Raw genomic sequence first — 17,794 nt, forward strand, 5'->3', positions numbered from 1 at the left:
ACGTCGCGCGACCAGCCGGGAAGCTCCCGGTGGCACCGCGGCACCGAGATCGGAAGCAGGTGGCACAGGGCCTCGGGCCCGACCCATGACCGGTACCCCACCCCCGGGGCAGGCCCGGGTGCAGACCAGGATCACGGTTCCTGACCCCAAGATCATGGTTAACCTGCTCGGCGCGGGCGACGAGATCCTGCGACTGATCGAGCGGTCGATCCCCAGTGACGTGCACGTCCGGGGAAACGAGATCACCCTCACCGGTGCCCCTGCCGACAACGCCTTTGCCGAACGGCTTTTCACCGAGCTGCTCGAGTTGATCGAGAAGGGCGAGACACTGACCACCGACGCCGTGCGGCGTACCCTCGGCATGATCGAGCAGGGCGGCACCGAGCGCCCCGCCGAGGTGCTGACGCTCAACATCCTGTCCCGGCGCGGCCGGACCATCCGGCCCAAGACGCTGGGCCAGAAGCGGTACGTCGACGCGATCGACGGGAAGACCATCGTCTTCGGCATCGGCCCGGCCGGTACCGGCAAGACCTACCTCGCCATGGCCAAGGCCGTGCAGGCGCTCCAGGCCAAGCAGGTGAACCGGATCATCCTGACCCGGCCGGCGGTCGAGGCCGGCGAGCGGCTCGGCTTCCTGCCCGGCACCCTGCACGAGAAGATCGACCCCTACCTGCGGCCGCTCTACGACGCGCTGCACGACATGCTCGACCCGGATTCCATCCCGAAGCTGATGGCCGCCGGGACGATCGAGGTCGCGCCGCTGGCATACATGAGGGGTCGGACGCTCAACGACGCGTTCATCATCCTGGACGAGGCGCAGAACACCACGCCCGAGCAGATGAAGATGTTCCTCACCCGGCTGGGCTTCGGCTCCAAGATCGTGGTGACCGGTGACGTGACCCAGGTCGACCTGCCCGGCGGGACGACCAGCGGCCTGCGCGCCGTGCGGGACATCCTGGAGGGCGTGGAGGACGTGCACTTCTCCCAACTCTCCAGCTCCGACGTCGTGCGGCACCGGCTGGTCAGTGACATCGTGGACGCGTACGCCCGCTGGGACGCCGAGCGGGAGTCCCAGCAGCAGGGCCAGGGCGTGCACGCCGTACCGGGGCGGACCGCGCACGGCGGCCGGGCCGGCCGGCGCCGCTAGTCCGTCCGACAGTGCAGTCACCACAGCTTTCCACAGTCCATCAGGGGAACCAGTTGTCCATCGAGATCGCCAACGAGTCGGGGAGCGCCGTCGACACCGACGCCGTGCTCGCCGTGGCCCGGCACGCCCTCGACGAGATGGGGGTGAACTCCCTCGCCGAGCTGTCGGTGCTGCTCGTCGACGTCGACTACATGACCGAGCTGAACCACCGCTGGATGGGTGGCGACGGCCCGACCGACGTACTCGCCTTCCCGATGGACGAGGGCAGCGTCGACCACGGGCCCGGCGAGGTCAACGGCGGTGAGCCGGCACTCCTCGGCGACATCGTGCTCTGCCCGGAGGTCGCCGCCAAGCAGGCCGCCACGGCCGGGCACTCGGCCGCCGACGAGCTGCACCTGCTGACCGTGCACGGCGTACTGCACCTGCTCGGCTACGACCACGCCGAACCGGAGGAGGAACGGGAGATGTTCGCGCTACAGGCGCGGCTCCTGGATAGCTGGCGCGCGACCCGGACCCAGTGATGCCTGACCATTTAGCCGCGCTGCCCGCGTCGCTGGCGTCGTCCGCCAGTACCCCGGGCGGCCTGCCCGATCTCCAGTTGCTGTTCTTCGCCGCCGGTCTGGTGGTGCTCGCCGGGATCTTCGCGATGGCCGACGCCGCGCTCGGTGCCGTCTCCCCGGCCCAGGCCGGCGAGCTGGCCCGGGACGGCGTACGCGGCGCGCGTACCCTCCAGGTCGTCGCCGCCGACGCGGTCCGGCACATCAACCTGCTGCTGTTGCTGCGGCTGCTCTGCGAACTGACCGCGACCGTCCTGGTCGCGCTGGTCGCGGTGGACACCTTCGGCGCCGGCTGGACCGCCGCCCTGGTCACCGCGGGCGCGATGACCGTGGTCAGCTTCGTGGTGGTCGGCGTGGCGCCGCGCACCATCGGTCGGCAGCACGCCTACACCGTCGGCCGGGTCACCGCGCCGCTGGTCCGCTGGCTGGGCCGGGTGCTGAACCCGCTCGCCTCGCTGCTGATCCTGATCGGCAACGCGGTGACCCCGGGGCGCGGCTTCCGGGAGGGCCCGTTCGCCACCCAGGTCGAGCTGCGCGAGCTGGTCGACCTGGCCGAGCAGCGCGGCGTCGTGGAGCACGGCGAACGGCAGATGATCCACTCCGTCTTCGCGCTCGGCGACACCATCGTCCGCGAGGTGATGGTGCCGCGTACCGAGATGGTCTGGATCGAGGCGCACAAGAAGCTGCCGCAGGCGCTGGTGCTCTTCCTCCGCTCCGGCTTCTCCCGGATCCCGGTGATCGGGGACAGCGTGGACGACGTGCTCGGGGTGCTCTATCTCAAGGACGTGATCCGGCAGACCCAGGGCGACGACCCCGCCGCCGCCGGGCGGCCGGTCTCCGAGGTGATGCGCACCGCCACCTTCGTGCCCGAGTCGAAGCCGGTCGACGACCTGCTCTCCGAGATGCAGGCGGCCCGCACCCACATGGTGATCGTCGTCGACGAGTACGGCGGCACCGGCGGGCTGGTCACCATCGAGGACATCCTGGAGGAGATCGTCGGCGAGATCACCGACGAGTACGATGTCGAGCGCCCGCCGGTCGAGCGCCTCGACGACGGCCAGGTGCGGGTCACCGCCCGGCTGCCGGTGGAAGACCTCGGCGAGCTGTTCGACGTCGAGCTGCCGACCGACGAGGTGGAGACCGTCGGCGGGCTGCTCGCCCAGGCCCTCGGCCGGGTGCCGCTGCCCGGCGCCTCGGCCGACGTGGGCGGGCTGCGGCTGATCGCCGAGGGCACCACCGGCCGGCGCAACCACATCGACTCCGTACTGGTCCGCCGGCTCACCGCGGCCGACGAGCCGGAGCAGACCGTTACCGACCCCGAGGTCCGGGGCGCACAGAGCACCCGGGAGCAGCACTCCCGGGCCGAGGAGAGGCAACCCGCCGATGCCTGACCCGTCCGCCGTGCCGACCGCCCCGGTCGGCGGGCACACGCCGTCGGTGACGGTCGAGCTGACCGCCGAGGACACCAAGCTGGTGGTCCTGGCCCGGGGTGCCCGGGGCCGGGTCGGTGCGGTGGAGGGCGCGGCAGTACGCGACCAGGACGGCCGGACGTACGCCGCCGCCAGCGTCTCACTGCCGTCGCTGACCATCACCGCGTTGCAGCTCGCGGTCGCCTCGGCGGTCGCCGCCGGGGCCACCCGGCTGGAGGCAGCTGCGGTGGTGACCGAGGCGTCGACGCTGGACGGCGCCGGGCACGCCGCCGTCCGCGACCTCGCCGCCGACGCGCCGATCCACGTCGCCGCCCCGGACGGCACCCTGCTCGGCACGGTGCTGGAGTGACCGCAGCAGACTCCGGCCACCGCTCGACCCGGCAGCGGTCGACCGGCCAGGCAGCCGGCCAGCGGTCGCCCCGCGAGGCGGCCGGTTACCGGGCCGGGTTCGCCTGCTTCGTCGGCCGGCCGAACGCCGGCAAGTCGACGCTGACCAACGCGATCGTCGGGCAGAAGATCGCGATCACCTCCAACAAGCCGCAGACCACCCGGCACGTGATCCGGGCCGTACTGCACCGGCCCGACTCGCAGCTCGTCCTGGTCGACACCCCGGGCCTGCACCGGCCGCGTACCCTGCTCGGCGAGCGCCTCAACGACCTGGTCCGGCAGACCTGGAGCGAGGTCGACGTGATCGGCCTCTGCATCCCGGCGGACGAGCCGATCGGCCGGGGCGACCGGTTCATCACCGGCGAGCTGGCCGAGCTGAAGGCCACGGTGCTGGCGGTGGTGACCAAGACCGACCTGGTGGACCGGAAGCGGCTGGCCGAGCAGTTGCTCGCGGTCAGCGAGCTGGGCGACTTCGCCGAGGTGGTACCGGTCAGCGCGGTCTCCGGCCACCAGGTGGAGACCCTGGTCGACGTGATGACCGGCTATCTGCCGTCGTCGCCGCAGCTCTACCCCGACGACATGCTCACCGACGAGCCGGAGCAGATCCTGGTCGCCGAGCTGATCCGGGAGGCGGCCCTGGAGGGGGTCCGGGACGAGCTGCCGCACTCGATCGCGGTGGTGGTCGAGGAGATGATCCCCGAGGACCGGCTGATGAAGATCTACGCCGACGTCTACGTGGAACGCTCCAGCCAGAAGGCGATCGTGATCGGGGCCCGGGCCAGCCGGCTCAAGGAGGTCGGCATCCGGGCCCGGCAGCAGATCGAGGAGCTGCTCGGCACCCGGGTCTATCTCGACCTGCACGTCCGGGTCGCCAAGGACTGGCAGCGGGATCCGAAGCAGCTCCGCAAGCTCGGCTTCTGAGCCCGCGCGTCGATCGGCCGGGGGGAGGGGAGGCGCGGATGCCGGCACGGCTACTGGTCACCGGCTCGGCCGGGCGGGTCGGGCGGCTGCTCCGGCCCCGGCTGGCCGGCCCGGAGCGGATCCTGCGGCTGCTCGACGTCGCCGACCAGCCCCCGGCGGCGCCCGGCGAACCGGTGGAGATCGTCCGCGCCGACCTGCACGACCCGGTGGCGCTGGCGGCGGCCTGTTCCGGGGTCGACGCCGTACTGCACCTGGCCGCGATTCCCGGCGAGGACACCTTCGCCGAACTGCTCCGGGTGAACGTGGCGGGCACCAGGAGCGTCCTGGAGGCGGTCCGCACGGCGGGGGTACCCCGGGTGGTGCTGGCCTCGTCGATCCACGCGGCCGGCTGGTACCGCCGGGCCGGCAGCAGCCCGGAGCCGGCCGGCGTACCGGCACCGACCGGGCCGGACGGGGTGCCGGCGGCGGTACCGCCCCGTCCGGACACCTACTACGGCTGGTCCAAGGCGGCCGTCGAGTCGCTTGGCAGCCTCTACGCGGACCGGTTCGGCATCACCGTCTTCGCGCTGCGGCTCGGTGCCTGCTTCCCCGAACCGCCCGGGATGAGCGGGCTGGAGAACTGGATCTCCCCGGACGACTGCGCCCGGCTGGTCGACGCCTGCCTGCGGGCGGACGCCACCGGCTTTCGGCTGCTCTGGGGGATCAGCCGGAACAGTCGCCGCTGGTGGTCGCTGGCCGAGGGGCGGGAGATCGGGTACGAGCCCGAGGACGACGCCGAACACTACGCCGACCGGGCACGCCCGCTCGACGGCGAAGCCGCCACCGCCGGTCTGGTCGGCGCCCAGTTCTGCGGCTACCCGCTGGGCGAACGGCGCTGAGGCCCCGGGACGGGGTCGGGTCGGCGCGGCGATTCTGCGGCTAGCCGCTGGGCGAACGGCGTTGAGGCTCCGGGGCGGGGTCGGGTCGGCGCGGCGATTCTGCGGCTAGCCGCTGGGCGAACGGCGCTGAGGCCCCGGGGCGGGGTCGGGTCGGCGCGGTGATTCTGCGGCTACCCGGCTCGGCGGACGGCGCTGACCGACGGCCGGGGCCGACTGCGAACCCGGCGGCGTCCAGGCCGGGCCGGCGAGCGAAATCGGTGTCTGTCGAAGGATCGGACTGGGTAGGGTGCGGACCCATGGGGAAAATCCTCTCGGTCAACCTGGCCGTGCCCGAGCCGAACAGCGCCAAGGCGGTCGGGACCACCGGCATCAACAAGCGCCCGGTGGACGGGCCCGTGCTGGTCCGGGCGCCCGGACCGAAGACCGTCGGACTGGGCAGTGGCCTGGTCGGTGACCAGATCTTCGACGTGGCGCACCACGGCGGCGACGACCAGGCGGTGTACGCGTACGCCCGGGAGGACTACGACTGGTGGGAGGCGGAACTGGGGCGTCCGCTGCCCGGTGGACTCTTCGGGGAGAACCTCACCACGGTTGGGCTCGACGTGAACGGGGCGGTCCTCGGCGAGCAGTGGCGGATCGGCGCCGAGCTGGTGCTGCAGACCACCTTCGGCCGGATCCCGTGCGCCACCTTCCAGCTCAAGATGGGGGTGCCGCAGTGGCTGAAGCAGTTCACCCGGGCGGCCCGGCCGGGGGCGTACCTCCGGGTGGTGCGGCCGGGTCAGGTGCGGGCCGGTGACGAGGTGACGGTGCTGCACCGGCCGGAGCACGGGGTGACCGTCGCCGAGGGGTTCCGGGCCTGGATGTCCGAACCGGAACTGCTGCCCCGGCTGCTGGCCGTCGAGGAGGCACCGGAGGGGCTCCGGGAGCAGGTACGCCGGAGGTTGGGCGTTTGATCCGGTAGGCGTACCCGAGTGCGGGTCCGGGCTATTCGCCGCCAATTTCCGGAAGGTTCATCTCACCACCTTCCCGGAATCCGTTGCAGCGGCGGAGATGCGGGGTAGGAAGGCACCTGCCCCTGCCCCGCCGACCAAGTCAGGCTGATGCGAAACCGGTACTACGACCTACTGCGCTGTCTTGCCATCGTCCGTGTCGTCGTCTACCACGTCACCGGTTGGGCCTTCCTCACCCTGGCGTTCCCGGCCATGTCGGTGATGTTCGCGCTGGCCGGTGCGTTGATGGCCAACTCCCTCGACCGCTGGGGTACGGCCGCCGTCGGCCGCCGGCTGCGTCGACTCCTGCCCTCGCTCTGGCTGGTGGCGCTGCTCTTCGTACCCGCCATGCTGCTCACCGGACTGGCGCCGTCCTGGCGGCTGGTGTTCTGGGTGCTGCCGTTGGCCGACCCGCCGGCCAACTCCTGGGGCGCGCTGGCCCTGAGCGTGGTCTGGTACCTGCGCGACTACCTCTGGTTCGTGGCGGTCTCGCCGCTGGCCCGCTGGCTGTTCCGGCGCTGGCCGGTGCCGACGCTGCTCGCGCCGTACCTGCTGCTCGGGGTCGTCGAGTTCGGCTATCCGGACGCGCCGGGACTGCTCCGCGACTTCGGGCTCTACTACGGGGCCTGGCTGCTCGGGTTCGCCCAGCACGACGGGCTGCTGCGGCGGATCCCCCGCCGGCTGCTGCTGGCGGTCGCGGTACCGGTCGGCGCGGCCGGCCTCGGCTGGATCCTCACCCACCAGGGGGCACGCGGCTACGACCTGAACGACGTACCGCTGGGCAACGCGCTCTGGTCCGTCGCCTTCGTGCTGCTGGTCTTCGGGCTGGCGCCCTCGGCCGTCGCCTGGGTCGACCGCTGGGCGCCGCTCGACCGGGCGGTGACCGTGCTGAACAGCCGGGCGCTGACCGTCTATCTCTGGCACATGCCCTTCGTGATCGCCCTCAACGAACTGCTCTCCGGGCTGGGGCTGGCCCATTCCTCCGCGCTGGGCCTGGCGGCCCGGCTGGCCGCCGTCGCGGTGCTGGTGGCGGTCGCGGTCGCGCTCTTCGGCTGGGTCGAGGACCTGGCTGCCCGGCGCCCGCCGTGCCTGCTGCCCGGCGGTACCGCCCGGGCGCCGGCCGGCGTCGCCGCGCCCCCCGTCGGACCGCCGGCCGGCGTCGCCGCACCGCCGGTTCCGGGAGATCCCGCGCGGAGTACGCCGGCCGGCGAGCCCGCCGGCCTCAGCTCGATCGGACGGTGATGGTGCCGCTGCCGGTCTGCAGGTCGAGTACGGACGTGGCCGCCGGGTCGTTCGGCACCTGCACGTCGGTGTCGCCCGAGTCGGCGTGCGCCGTCACCCGGTAGCCGCCGGCCGGGACGGTCAGGTCGATCGAGCCGCTCGACGCGCTGGCCTGGACCGAGGTGGCGGCGGCGAGGGTCAGCGAGATGTCGCCGGAACCCGTCTGCGCGGTCACCTTCCCGGCGCCCAGCGAGCGTCCCTCGATCGACCCCGAGCCGGCCCGCGCCGAAACGGTGCCGGGCACCCGGTTGAGGGTGACGTCCCCGGAACCGGTCTCGACGCGTACCGAGCCGCTGGCGTCGGTCACCGAGATGTCGCCGGAGCCGACCTTGAGGTCCACCTCGGTCAGCGCGGTCAGGGTGACGTTTCCGGAGCCGTTCTCGCCGCGCAGTGCGACGCCGGCCGGGGCGAGGACGTCGTACGACACCCCGCAGTGCCGGCCGCAGTCGGTGTCCAGGACGAGCTTCGTGCCCTCGATCCGGTAGGTGGCGTCGTTCGGTTCGGGACCGCGGTACTGCACCACCCGTTCGATCCGGACGTTCTGCACGGCTCCGGTGCGTACCACCACGTCTCCGGCGCCGGGGGATATCTCGATCTCGGTGATCTTCACGTCCTCGGTGCGGTCGTAGGTGAGGCGCTGCTCGGCGAGGCCGTCGCAGCCGGCCAGGGCGATCAGGGCGACCAGGGCGAGCCCACCGGTCAGGGCGGTGGTCCGGGAAACGAGCATGGCCGAAGGCTATGGCCGCGGCGGCCCGCCGGACATCCGGGTCCGCCACCGACCCACCCCGATGCCGACCCTGAGAACGGTCTCAGGGTCGCCGATCGGGAAACCCGGTCGCCGGACCTGGACGGCCCCGGACCGGGCGTCCGGCCGGATGCGCCGGCAGGCAACAATGGGCGGGTGCCCGGGTACCGCCGACAGCTCTACCGCGACGACGCGGTGGTGTTGCGCGTGCAGAAACTCGGCGAGTCCGACCGGATCATCACCCTGCTGACCCGCCGGCACGGTCGGCTGCGGGCGGTCGCCCGGGGGGTACGCCGGACCACCTCGCGGTTCGGTGCCCGGCTGGAGCCGTTCGGCCACGTCGACATCCAGATCGCCGGCGACCCGAAGGGCGAGCAGGGCAGTTCGCTGCACTCGATCAGCCAGGTGGAGGGGATCCAGCTCTACGGTAAGGCGTTCGTCGCCGACTATCCCCGCTACACGGCGGCGAGTGCGATCGCCGAGACGGCGGAGCGGCTCACCCCGGTCGAGCGGGAGCCGTCGCTGCGGCTGTTCCAGCTCACCCTGGGCGGGCTGCGCGCGCTGGCCGACGGGGAGCACGCCAGCACCCTGGTGCTGGACGCGTACCTGCTGCGCGGGATGGGGCTGGCCGGCTGGGCGCCGGCACTGGTCGCCTGCGCCGTCTGCGGTACGCCGGGCCGGCACGGCGCGTTCTCCGTACCCGCCGGGGGGTGTGTCTGCCCGGACTGCCGACCGCCCGGCGCCGCCCATCCGGCGCCGGCCACCCTCGACCTGATGGCCGCGCTCGCCTCCGGGGACTGGCCGACGGCGGACGCCGCCTCCTCGCCGCACCGCCGGGAGTGCAGCGGGCTGGTGGCGGCGCACCTGCAATGGCACCTGGAGCGGGGGTTACGCTCGTTGCCGCTGGTCGACAGGGGCTCGACCGGTGAGCGTACGGAACGGGCGCGACACGTCCCGCGCCCCGACCCGGCGGACGTAGCGAAGGAAGCACAGTGATCCGAGCGATGACCAACCGAGCCCGTCGGAAGCCGGTGCCACCGACCCCGCATCCGTCCGGGGCGCGGCCCCCGGCGTTGCCGGTGGAGGCGCTGCCCAAGCACGTGGCGGTGGTGATGGACGGCAACGGGCGGTGGGCCAAGCAGCGCGGACTGCCCCGGACCAAGGGTCACGAGCAGGGTGAGTACTCCCTCTTCGACACCATCGAGGGCGCGATCGAGCTGGGCGTCCCCTATCTCTCGGCGTACGCCTTCTCCACGGAGAACTGGCGCCGCTCGCCGGACGAGGTGCGCTTCCTGATGGGCTTCAACCGGGAGGTCATCCGGCGCCGCCGGGACCAGTTGGTCGACCTCGGGGTCCGGGTGGTCTGGTCCGGGCGGGCCGGTCGGCTCTGGAAGAGCGTGATCTCGGAGTTGCAGACGGCCGAGGAGATGTCCCGGGGCAATTCGACGCTGACCCTCCAGTTCTGCGTCAACTACGGCGGGCAGGCCGAGATCGCCGATGCCGCCGCCGCGATCGCCCGGGACGTCGCGGCCGGCAAGGTCCACCCGGACAAGGTCAACGAGAAGATGATCTCGCGGTACCTCTACCACCCCGAGGTGCCGCCGGTCGACATGTTCCTCCGCCCCTCCGGCGAACAGCGCATCTCCAACTTCCTGCTCTGGCAGAGCGCGTACGCCGAACTGGTCTACCTGGACACCCTCTGGCCGGACTTCGACCGCCGGCACCTCTGGTACGCCTGCGAGCTGTACGCCCAGCGGGACCGCCGGTTCGGCGGCGCCCTGCCCAACCCGGTCGCGCCCGGGCCGGCGCACGGCTGACCGCCGGCCCGGCAGACCCGGCTCGACTTCGACCCGGAAAACGGGTGCGCCCGGGGCACGGTCCGGGTTATGGTCCAGGGCATGCGGTACTGACGCCCCTTCATCCGAGCCCACCCGCCCGCCTGTTCCGCGCGGCGCGGGTGTGAGCGCTCCGGGCGTCCGTACCGTTCCGCCTTCTCCGGCGACCAGTCACCTCTCGGTGACACCTCCGCGAACGGACTCCCGGGATCCCCGTCCCGCGCGCCGCTGCCGCCGTGCAGGCGGAGCGGCCGACCAGGAGGAGAGAACACCGTATGCCTGCCAAACGAAAGTCCAGGAAGACCACCGGCTCCACCGGATCCGGCTCCCCGGCCCGGGCCGGCCGGCCGAAGGACGAGTCGATCGAACTCGGTACCCCGATCGTGCTGCCGGGTGACGACACCCCGGCGCCCCAGCGACCGGCGGCACCGAAGGCCGGTCCGATCGTCCGCAACGGCGGTGGTCCGGGCGGGGTCGGACACGGTCGGGGCGCCGCGTCGTCCCGCCGGTACGCCTTCCGGCGTAGCTGAGCCGACCCGCTCCCGGGCCGCCGTACGCGTGGGGCCGGCAAGCGCCGGCCCCACGCGTGCCCGCCGTCCGGTAGCTCCGGCTGGTACCCGGGGATCGCGCCCGGCGTCTCCGGTCGCTCTCCCGGGCCGCCCGGCTGCTGCGCGTGCCGGGCGGCCGGCGGTTACCGGTGGTCCGCGCAGCAGGGAGTCGGGTCGGGCACCTCGAAGGGCCCGATCCGGTTGCCCGCGACCGGCGTGGTGACCAGGGTCAGCCGCCCGTCCAACCACTGTGGACGGACAAAGTCCCGGGTCTCGACCGGAGTGTCCGGATCCGGCGCCCCGGCACCGAGCACGGTCACCCGCTCGATGGCGCTCACCTCGATCAGCTCGGCGACGGTGAGGGTGCCGACCAGCAGCTCGACACCGGGATAGCGCACCGCCCGGCCGGACCGCCGGGCGAGGTGCTCGGCGGCGCCGTGCCCGGCCGCCTCCCGCAGCTCGGGTGCGGTGACCGGCAGCTCCGGCAGCGCCGCACCGGGCAACCGCACACTGATCGTGACGTGCGGGTACGGCGTGGCCGTCAGGTGCGTGCAGGCGACCAGGTCGGGACGGCCGAGCGGCTGCACGTACTCGCGCAGCCAGTGTTCGGCCTCCCGGTCGGTCCGGTGCCCCAGGCTGAGTCCGAGCACCGGGCCGGCCCCCGCGTCGGAGCCGGCCCGGGTGACGCCGGGGTGCCGGCCGGTCAACTCGGCAGCACCCAGATCGGGTTGGCGTAGAACCACAGGTCCTGCCACGGGTCGGCGGCCCCGACCACGTCGATCGCCGGTCCGTGCGGGTCCACGGCGGCACCCATCAGGCCGGGCGCGCTGCGCCTGCCGTCGGTGCCGCGCAGCCGGACGTAGAACGGCTCGTCGACCCGGCCGAACGAGTAGCTGAACGAGACCCGTCCGGTGCCCCTGCCGACCTCGTACGACTTCACCACCTTGGCGGTCGGGGCGGTGAACGCGTCGCGGTCGCGGACCGGGCCGGTGACCCGACCCGTGATCACGTCGACCCGGGCCAGTACCGGCACGAACTGCGACCAGTTGGGCGTGTTCGCCAGGTCGATGTCGATGGTCAGCTCGACCGGGGTTCCCCGCCGGACCCGAAGCGTTCCGCCGAGCGGGGTGCCGGAGTCCTTCCGGCGGTCCCCGGCCACCCGGGCGCGTACGTCGAGACCGCTGATCAGGCCGCCGTGGTCCACCCACACCCGGCCGGAGCGCAGCCCGTCCATCACCGCGCGGTAGCTGAACGAGGTCGCACCGACATGCGTCCGGCTGTACTGACCCGGCCAGTAGTCACCGGCCTCGGTCAGCAGCGGCCCGTACACCGGGTCCGGGTAGCGGCCGTCGGCGTCGAAGTTCCCGCCCGGCCCGCGCTGCGAGGTGTCCAGGTAGTTGACGTGCGAGTCGGAGTTGGCGCTGATCCACCACGGCTTGCCCTCGGCGAGCAGGCTGTCCCAGAGCCCGCCGACGGTGGCGGTCATCCAGTCGAAGCCGCCCCAGGTGCGGTAGCTCTCCAGCGGGTAGCCGGGGAACGACGAGGCGGACGGGTTGTTGTCGTAGTAGCCCCGGGCCCGGCCGGCGGTCAGCCTCGGCAGGCCGGCGGCCTGGTGCCCGGGGGCACCCTCCATCCCGATCGCCACGGTGGGGTCGGCGTCGCGCCAGCCCCTTACCTCGTGCGGCGAGTCGATGCCGCGCCGGGCCGGGTGGTTGGCGAGGAAGAGCGCACCCTCGACCCGGCGGCGCCGGACCGCCTCGCCGAGGAACTTGATGCCGGCGATCGCCAGTGCCTCGTTCGCCGGGGTCGGGTCGCCCGCGCCCTTCACGCTGCCGTCGAAGGCGTTCTCGAACTCCTTCAGCACCGTCACCTCGTTGCGCCCCGGCGCGACGAAGACGGTGGCGTGCTCGGCGGCCGGGATGTTCCACTCCAGGCCCTGGTAGATCAGCAGGTCCTTGAGCCGGCTCCGGGCGGCGACGATGTCCGGGTTGACCTTCTCCACGCCGATCTTCGCGTGTGCCACGCTGCCGTGGTCGGTGACGACCATCCAGTCCAGCCCGTACGCCCGGGCGTGCCGGGCCTGGTCGATCACCCGGTACTGGGCGTCCGAGCTGTACTGCGTGTGGATGTGGTGGTCACCGGCGAGCCACTGGAAGCCGCCCTGCCGGTCCCGGTCGTCGCCGTGGCCGCCGTGGCCGCCGTGGTCGCCGTGGTCGCCGTCCGAGCCGTGCGCGTGGGCCAGTTCGGGGGTGGCCAGTACGGTCGCGGCGGCACCGGCGCCGAGCAGGCCCGCGTTGCGCAGGAAACCCCGCCGGGAGCGGTCGGCGGGCGACAGCTCCTCGTCCGGTACGCCCAGGTCGACGGCGGCGGGCAGTTCACCGCCGGTGCCGTGGTCGTGACCGTGGTGCTGCTCGTCGTGGTGGTGCGGGTGGCCGTGGCCCATGAGGTCGCTCTCTCTTCTCGAGTCAGTGCAGGTGGCCTAATCTCGCCCGGCTCGGGAAACAACAGATGGCCTGTTCAGGGCACCCGTGCAAACATGCTGACGCGGACATGGGTCGACCGGTGGACCGGGTCGACCGGCGGGTCGCATCCGACCGGCCTGCCGATGGAGCTGGTCCGATGTGATACTTACTCGACTTCCGGCAACGGGGGGTGGCTGGTCCGCGGGGCGGTGGAGGGTCGGGATGACGGGCGAGGCTGCCGGGGTACGACCGCTCCGGCCCACCGATCCACGCCAACTCGGCCCCTGTGAGCTGGTCGGTCGGCTGGGCGAGGGCGGCATGGGCACCGTCTACCTGGCGCGGCTGGCCGGCGGGCGTACGGTCGCGGTCAAGGTGATCCGGCCGGACCTGGCGTACGACGCGGAGTTCCGGCGCCGCTTCCGGGGCGAGGTGAAGCGGGCCCGCCAGGTGCCACCGTTCTGCACCGCCGAGGTGCTCGACGCCGATCCCGACCACGATCCGCCCTACCTGGTCGTCGAGTACGTCGACGGCCCCAGCCTGTCCACCGTGGTCGCCGATCGCGGCCCGCTCACCCCGGGCAACCTCTACGGGCTGGCGATCGGGATCGCGACCGCGCTGACCGCGATCCACGGCGCCGGGGTGATCCACCGCGATCTCAAGCCCAGCAACGTGCTGCTGCCGCCGGGCAGCCCGAAGGTGATCGACTTCGGGATCGCCCGCGCGATGCACGGCACCGCCGCCGGCACCCGGACCGACCAGGTGATCGGCACGGTGGCGTACATGGCGCCGGAACGGTTCGAGTCGGCGACCAAGGGCGTACTCACCCCGGCCGCGGACGTCTTCGCCTGGGGCGCCGTGGTGGCGTACGCCGGCACCGGGCGTACCCCGTTCGCGGCCGAGACGCAGGCCGCCACCGCAGTACGGATCATGACCGAGGAACCCGATCTCGACGGGTTGACCGGACCCCTGCGCGAACTGGTCGAACTGGCGCTGGCCAAGGAGCCGCACCGCCGGCCGGCCACCCGTGACCTGCTGGACCGGCTGCTGGCCGGTGGGCCCGGCCGGAGCGGCCACGTCGCCGAGACGCTGGTCGGGCAACCTGACCTGCTGGCCGCGGTCGAGCGGGCCCAGGCCGCCACCGACCGGCGCCCGCTGGCCGAGACCGCGCTGGCCGCAGGTCCGGCCGCCGGATCGGTCACCGGCACGACGGCGAGTCCGCCTGGCACGACGGCGAGTCCGCCCGGCACGACGGCGGGTCCGTCAGCGATCCCGGACCGGTCCGCCGGCAATCTGGTCGGGCGGGGCGGCTCGCGACCCGTCACCGCCGGCTCGGCCCAGACGGCCGTTGCCCCGCCGGGGGCACCGGCCGGAGCGGTCCGCCCGGCGCTGTCCGGGCAGCCGGCGGTGCCCGGGCAGCCGGGTCGCCGGGGAGGCGGCCGGTGGGGCATCCTCGCCAGCGCGCTGTTCGCGCTGGTAGGACTGCTCGGCGCGGCGGTCACCGTCGGTTACGCCAGCGGGATGTTGCCGCCGGGCGGGGACCGGGGAGCGGCCAGCCAGCCGCCACCGGGTCCGGTGGCCAACGCGGGACCGGACGCCACGATCGGTGGCCCGACCGCGCCGGCCGGTTCCACCCCGACCGGTGCCGGCCCGTCCGCCGGGACGCCTCCGCCCGGCCGGGTGGTGGTGGCCGACCCGCTGACCGGGTCGGGCCGGTGGTTGCCGAGGACGGACGAGCGGCACCGGGTCGGGTGCGAGTTCGACGGCGGGCTGGTGGTGTCGAAGCGCAGCGACGGCCCGTACCGGTGCCCGGGGCCGCAGGAGACCTGGACCGACGTACGGGTGGACGTCGACGTGACCCTGGTCGAGCCGAGCAGCTGCGCCGGGATCTGGTTCCGGTTCACCGACGCGCAGGGCGGTTACGTGCTGCGGGTCTGCGCCGACGGGTACCACCTGATGCGGCACGGGTCCGAGACGGCGAGCGAGGCCGGCGACTTCCCGTACCCGCCGGATCGGCGGCCGGACGGTCGGATCCGGGTCGGTGTGGTCGCCGAGGGTGAGGACCTGCGCTTCTATCAGGACGGCCGGCAGATCGGCACGACGCAAGACGCTGCTCCGGCGGCTGGCCGGGTGGTGCTCGGCATCTTCTCCGATCCCGTCTCCGACCAGGGTCCGGAGCCGTCCTACCGGGTCACGTTCGGAAACGTCGAGATCGCCACTCTGGACTGACCCGCACCAGCCGCCCGGCGGAGCGGACCGGCACCGAGCCGTCCGAGATGGCCCTCCGGTGTCTCCTCGACCGGGTTCACCGGAAAGCCGAGCCGACCGGCTCAGCCGACCAGTGGGCGGAAGGTGCCGAGCACGACGCTGACCGCGAGCGCTCCGCCCGCCAGCGTCGCCGCCCCGACGACCAGGGCGGCGTCGGCACCGGTGAACCGCTGCCGGCGCGCCGACGTGCGCGGCGAGCCCGAGTCGAAGCCCCGGGCGTCCATCGCGGTGGCCAGCCGGGTACCCCGGCGGATCGCCCCGACCAGCAGGGCGAACGCGGTCGAGCCGAACAGCCGCAGCCGGGTCAGCGGATTCCGTCCGGCGTCGATGCCCCGGGCCCGTCGGGCCAGGCTCAACATCCGCCACTCCAGTGCGAGCAGCGGCACCAGCCGGAACGCGGCCAGCGCCCCGATGGCGAACCGGGGCGGTGCCTTGACGTTCTGTACCAGCGCGTCGGTCAGGTCGGTGGGGTCGGTGGTGGCGAAGACCATTACCCCGGGCAGCGCCACCGCGATCACCCGGAGCGCCATGCCGAGCGCGGTGACCAGTACTCCGCTGGTGACCTCCACCGGCCCGGCCTGCCACAGCAGGCTGCCGGTCCGCTCGGCGGCGAAGAGCACCAGGGTGCAGAGGATGCCCAGCGCGCTGAGCAGCAGTGGCCAGGCCCGCCGGGCCAGTGCCGCGTACCGGAGGCCGAAGAGCGGCACCACGGCGAGCTCGAACCCGATCGCCACCGCCGGCGCCACCGGGTCCACCGTGGCGATCAGCGCGACGGAGACGACCAGCGCGGCGGCGACCTTCGCCACCGGGTTGCGCCGGGCCAGCGGTGCGTCGGCGGCGGCGATCGGCTGGTACGGAATCATCCGGCCCGCCCCGCCGATCCGGTCTCGGCCCGGTCCGCCGGCTGCCCCGGCCCGTCGCCGCCGAGCCGGATCGTCCGGTCGGCCAGCGCGGCGACGAAGTCGGCGTCGTGGGTGACGGTGACGATGCCGTGCCCGCCGTCCCGCAGCCCGGCGAGCAGGTCGACCAGTTCGAGCCAGGTGCGCCGGTCCTGGCCGAAGGTCGGCTCGTCCAGCACCAGCAGCCGGGGGGCGGTGGCCAGCGCCGTCGCCACGCTCAGCCGCCGTGCCTGGCCACCGGAGAGGGTGTACGGGTTGGCCGCCGCCAACCGGTCCAGCCGGAGCCGGACCAGCAGCTCGTCCACCACCGACCGGACCACCGCCTCGGGCCGGCCGGTCCGGCGCGGCCCGAGTGCCAGCTCCTCGAAGACCGTGCTCCGGACGAACTGGTGCTCCGGGTCCTGGAAGACCGAGCCGATCCGGCCGGCCAGCACCGGCGCCCGCCACCGGTGCGGTGCGGTGCCGGCGTGCCGGCCGGCCAGTGCGGGGGAAGCCGACAGCCGGCCGGTGCCGGGCCGGAGCAGTCCGCCGAGCAGCAGCGCCAGGGTGGACTTGCCGGCACCGTTGGGACCGAGTACGGCGAGCGCCTCGCCGGCGCGTACCCGCAGGTCGGTGCTTGCCAACCGGGGCGGCAGGCCGAGCCGGTCGGCGGTGAGCAACAGGTCACCGGGGCCGGTCGCGGCCCGGCGCGGTGCCGGCGGCGGCCCCGGCACCCAGACCCCGGCGGCGGCCAGCGCCGCGCCGTGCGCCGCGAAGACCTCCGCCGGGCGGCCGTCGGCCCGCACCCCGGCACCCGGTTCGAGCACCACCACCCGGTCGACCAGCGGCAGCGCCTCCGACACCCGGTGCTCGACCAGGATCAGCGTGGTGTCGTCGTCGACCGCCGCCCGGACCGCGCCCCGGACCAGGGCCGCGCCGGTCGGGTCCAGGTTGGCGGTCGGCTCGTCGAGCAGCAGCAGTCCGGGCCGCAGCGCCAGTACCCCGGCCAGGGCGAGCCGCTGCTGCTCGCCGCCGGAGAGTGCGGCGGTGGACCGGTCCAGCCCGTACCGGAAGTCGACCCGGGCCAGTGCCTCGGTGACCCGGGGCCAGATCTCCTCCGCCGGAACGCCCCGGTTTTCCAGGCCGAACGCCACGTCGTCGCCAGCCCGGGCCATCACGAGTTGGGTCTGCGGGTCCTGGAAGACGATGCCCACCCGCTCCCGGGCCTTGCGCGGGTCGAGCCCGTCGATCTCGACGGTGCCCTCCTGCTCGCCGGAGTCCTCGGCGAGCAGCCCGGCCAGCGCCGCCAACAGCGTGCTCTTGCCGGCACCGGAGGCGCCGAGCAGGAGTACCCGCTCGCCGTGCCCGATCCGCAGGTCGAGGTCGCGGACCGCCCAGGCCCGGCGGCCGGCGTGCCGCCAGCCGAAGCCGCGCAGCCGTACCTCACTCATGCCGGCACTCCGCTGCGCTC

17 protein-coding genes are annotated in these 17,794 nt (G+C 73.5%); 12 read left to right on the forward strand and 5 right to left on the reverse strand.

The annotated features are described in order from the left end of the window. Positions 1–85 precede the first annotated feature (85 nt). From ACQEVC_RS17710 to ACQEVC_RS17745, 8 genes are all read left to right on the forward strand, one after another. Complete coding sequence (locus ACQEVC_RS17710) at positions 86–1,147, forward strand: PhoH family protein (RefSeq protein ID WP_432878647.1); 1,062 nt, start codon at positions 86–88, stop codon at positions 1,145–1,147. Between the two features lie 53 nt (positions 1,148–1,200). Beyond that, positions 1,201–1,668 carry an rRNA maturation RNase YbeY gene (ybeY, locus tag ACQEVC_RS17715; RefSeq protein ID WP_101367540.1) on the forward strand — a complete coding sequence of 156 codons (468 nt, stop codon included), beginning with the start codon at positions 1,201–1,203 and terminating at the stop codon, positions 1,666–1,668. Continuing rightward, positions 1,668–3,095 carry a hemolysin family protein gene (locus ACQEVC_RS17720; protein WP_432878651.1) on the forward strand — a complete coding sequence of 476 codons (1,428 nt, stop codon included), beginning with the start codon at positions 1,668–1,670 and terminating at the stop codon, positions 3,093–3,095. The genes ybeY and ACQEVC_RS17720 overlap by 1 nt, the downstream gene beginning before the upstream one ends. Continuing rightward, positions 3,088–3,483: a cytidine deaminase gene (locus tag ACQEVC_RS17725; protein ID WP_432878653.1), complete on the forward strand. Its 396-nt coding sequence runs from the start codon at positions 3,088–3,090 to the stop codon at positions 3,481–3,483. The genes ACQEVC_RS17720 and ACQEVC_RS17725 overlap by 8 nt, the downstream gene beginning before the upstream one ends. Beyond that, entirely contained in the window at positions 3,480–4,442 is a 963-nt protein-coding gene (era, locus tag ACQEVC_RS17730; RefSeq protein WP_432878655.1) for a GTPase Era, read from the forward strand. The genes ACQEVC_RS17725 and era overlap by 4 nt, the downstream gene beginning before the upstream one ends. A 38-nt stretch (positions 4,443–4,480) precedes the next feature. Next, a complete protein-coding gene (locus ACQEVC_RS17735; protein ID WP_432878657.1) occupies positions 4,481–5,320 on the forward strand; it encodes an NAD-dependent epimerase/dehydratase family protein in 840 nt (279 codons plus the stop codon). 296 nt (positions 5,321–5,616) lie between these two features. Beyond that, on the forward strand, positions 5,617–6,273 hold the full coding sequence (locus ACQEVC_RS17740; protein ID WP_318398592.1) for an MOSC domain-containing protein: 657 nt from the start codon (positions 5,617–5,619) through the stop codon (positions 6,271–6,273). Positions 6,274–6,420: 147 nt separating this feature from the next. Further along, complete coding sequence (locus ACQEVC_RS17745; protein ID WP_432878660.1) at positions 6,421–7,551, forward strand: acyltransferase family protein; 1,131 nt, start codon at positions 6,421–6,423, stop codon at positions 7,549–7,551. On the opposite strand, the gene ACQEVC_RS17750 is transcribed toward ACQEVC_RS17745, so the two are convergent. Then, entirely contained in the window at positions 7,532–8,317 is a 786-nt protein-coding gene (locus tag ACQEVC_RS17750) for a DUF4097 family beta strand repeat-containing protein (RefSeq protein WP_432878662.1), read from the reverse strand. The genes ACQEVC_RS17745 and ACQEVC_RS17750 overlap by 20 nt on opposite strands. A gap of 174 nt (positions 8,318–8,491) precedes the next feature. Here ACQEVC_RS17750 and recO point away from each other — a divergent pair, with 174 nt between their 5' ends. The 3 genes from recO (at position 8,492) to ACQEVC_RS17765 (ending at position 10,700) form a co-directional block, all read left to right on the forward strand. Next, complete coding sequence (gene recO / locus ACQEVC_RS17755; protein ID WP_432878664.1) at positions 8,492–9,331, forward strand: DNA repair protein RecO; 840 nt, start codon at positions 8,492–8,494, stop codon at positions 9,329–9,331. A gap of 8 nt (positions 9,332–9,339) precedes the next feature. Beyond that, positions 9,340–10,152 (forward strand): isoprenyl transferase, encoded by an 813-nt coding sequence (locus tag ACQEVC_RS17760; protein ID WP_318398596.1) that lies wholly within the window; start codon positions 9,340–9,342, stop codon positions 10,150–10,152. A gap of 293 nt (positions 10,153–10,445) precedes the next feature. Then, positions 10,446–10,700, forward strand: coding sequence for a hypothetical protein (locus ACQEVC_RS17765; RefSeq protein WP_432878669.1), 255 nt, complete (start codon positions 10,446–10,448; stop codon positions 10,698–10,700). A 161-nt stretch (positions 10,701–10,861) separates the two neighbouring features. Here the strand turns inward: ACQEVC_RS17765 and ACQEVC_RS17770 are convergent, their stop codons facing one another. After that, on the reverse strand, positions 10,862–11,425 hold the full coding sequence (locus tag ACQEVC_RS17770; protein ID WP_432878672.1) for a hypothetical protein: 564 nt from the start codon (positions 11,423–11,425) through the stop codon (positions 10,862–10,864). After that, positions 11,422–13,161 (reverse strand): PHP domain-containing protein, encoded by a 1,740-nt coding sequence (locus ACQEVC_RS17775; RefSeq protein ID WP_432878675.1) that lies wholly within the window; start codon positions 13,159–13,161, stop codon positions 11,422–11,424. Before ACQEVC_RS17775 ends, ACQEVC_RS17770 begins: the two co-directional genes overlap by 4 nt. 241 nt (positions 13,162–13,402) lie before the next feature. Between ACQEVC_RS17775 and ACQEVC_RS17780 the strand changes: the two genes are divergently transcribed. Further along, positions 13,403–15,406, forward strand: coding sequence for a serine/threonine protein kinase (locus tag ACQEVC_RS17780; RefSeq protein ID WP_432878677.1), 2,004 nt, complete (start codon positions 13,403–13,405; stop codon positions 15,404–15,406). 101 nt (positions 15,407–15,507) lie between these two features. On the opposite strand, the gene ACQEVC_RS17785 is transcribed toward ACQEVC_RS17780, so the two are convergent. Both ACQEVC_RS17785 and ACQEVC_RS17790 read right to left on the reverse strand, forming a co-directional pair. Next, positions 15,508–16,308 carry an energy-coupling factor transporter transmembrane component T family protein gene (locus ACQEVC_RS17785; protein WP_432878680.1) on the reverse strand — a complete coding sequence of 267 codons (801 nt, stop codon included), beginning with the start codon at positions 16,306–16,308 and terminating at the stop codon, positions 15,508–15,510. Further along, positions 16,305–17,774 (reverse strand): ABC transporter ATP-binding protein, encoded by a 1,470-nt coding sequence (locus tag ACQEVC_RS17790; protein ID WP_432878683.1) that lies wholly within the window; start codon positions 17,772–17,774, stop codon positions 16,305–16,307. Before ACQEVC_RS17790 ends, ACQEVC_RS17785 begins: the two co-directional genes overlap by 4 nt. Positions 17,775–17,794: the final 20 nt, after the last annotated feature.

This window comes from Plantactinospora sp. CA-294935, assembly GCF_050936445.1.
Lineage (GTDB): Bacteria > Actinomycetota > Actinomycetes > Mycobacteriales > Micromonosporaceae > Plantactinospora.